Source organism: Treponema sp. R8-4-B8 (assembly GCF_054786175.1).
The window spans coordinates 1-929 of the sequence record NZ_BDHE01000138.1 but is presented as its reverse complement, the minus strand read 5'-3'; the positions used below and the strand labels follow the sequence as shown (position 1 = coordinate 929).

Below are 929 nucleotides of genomic sequence, written 5' to 3'. Positions count from 1 at the left end.
CGCAAGCCGCGTCTTTACCGAGTCTGCACGTCGTCACAAATTCAAGCCAATCTTCGGAGTATGTCTCAAATTTCAAAACGGATAACTTTTCTATGACGCTGTCATCAAATTCGTATTCTGAGACCTGTCTCTTATACACATCTAGATGTGTATAAGAGACAGGTTTTATATTTGTCCTTATCTTTATCCTTATCATCTGTCGTATCAATTGTAGTTTTCTTCGTGACCGCCTTGTCGGCTGATTTTGTCTTGACGGTTTCTTTCTTTGCGGCGATTTTGTCCGTGGCCGTTGTCTTTACATGAACATTTGCCGTATTAACCGTATCAACTAATTTTGTCTTAACGACACTCTTTTTAGCGGCGATATTATCTGCAACCTTCGCCGTGATCGCCTTTTCCTTTGTATCGACGACGGTCTTGTCCGCAACCGGTTTCTTTTTCGCGACGGCCTTATCCGCAACTTTCGCCTTGACCTTTTTCTTCTTAGTGTCTGCTTTCTTTGCCGTATCAACGTCAAAACCTATTGTAACGGCGACATTGTTGCAGCGGTCGCAGTTGCCGCATTTTTCCGGCGGGGTCTCGCCGAAGTATTTGAGTATGAATCCGCGCAGACAGCCCTCGGTCGTGCTGTAGGAGATCATCTCCCGCATCCGCTCGCGGCTGCGCTCTTTCAGCAGACGAACCGTTTCTCTGTTGGGATATCGGGACTCTTTCTCGTTTTCAAGCAGCCACGCGTTCATCCGTATATCCCTGTCGCTATAGAACAGAACGCACTCCGCCGGTTCGCCGTCACGTCCGGCGCGGCCCGCTTCCTGATAGTAGCTCTCTATATCCTGTCTCTGATACACATCTGGGTTTATTTATTTCTTAACAAACGCCTTGACCGCGTCTGTCACTATTTCCATCCCGCGCTCGATATCCTCAACCGG

Annotated in this window: 1 protein-coding gene; it reads right to left on the bottom strand. The window is 47.9% G+C overall.

Features of this window, described 5'->3' with window-relative positions:
* Positions 1–131: 131 nt before the first annotated feature.
* On the bottom strand, positions 132–848 hold the full coding sequence (locus ACYVRA_RS07430; RefSeq protein ID WP_461252110.1) for a RecQ family zinc-binding domain-containing protein: 717 nt from the start codon (positions 846–848) through the stop codon (positions 132–134).
* Positions 849–929: the final 81 nt, after the last annotated feature.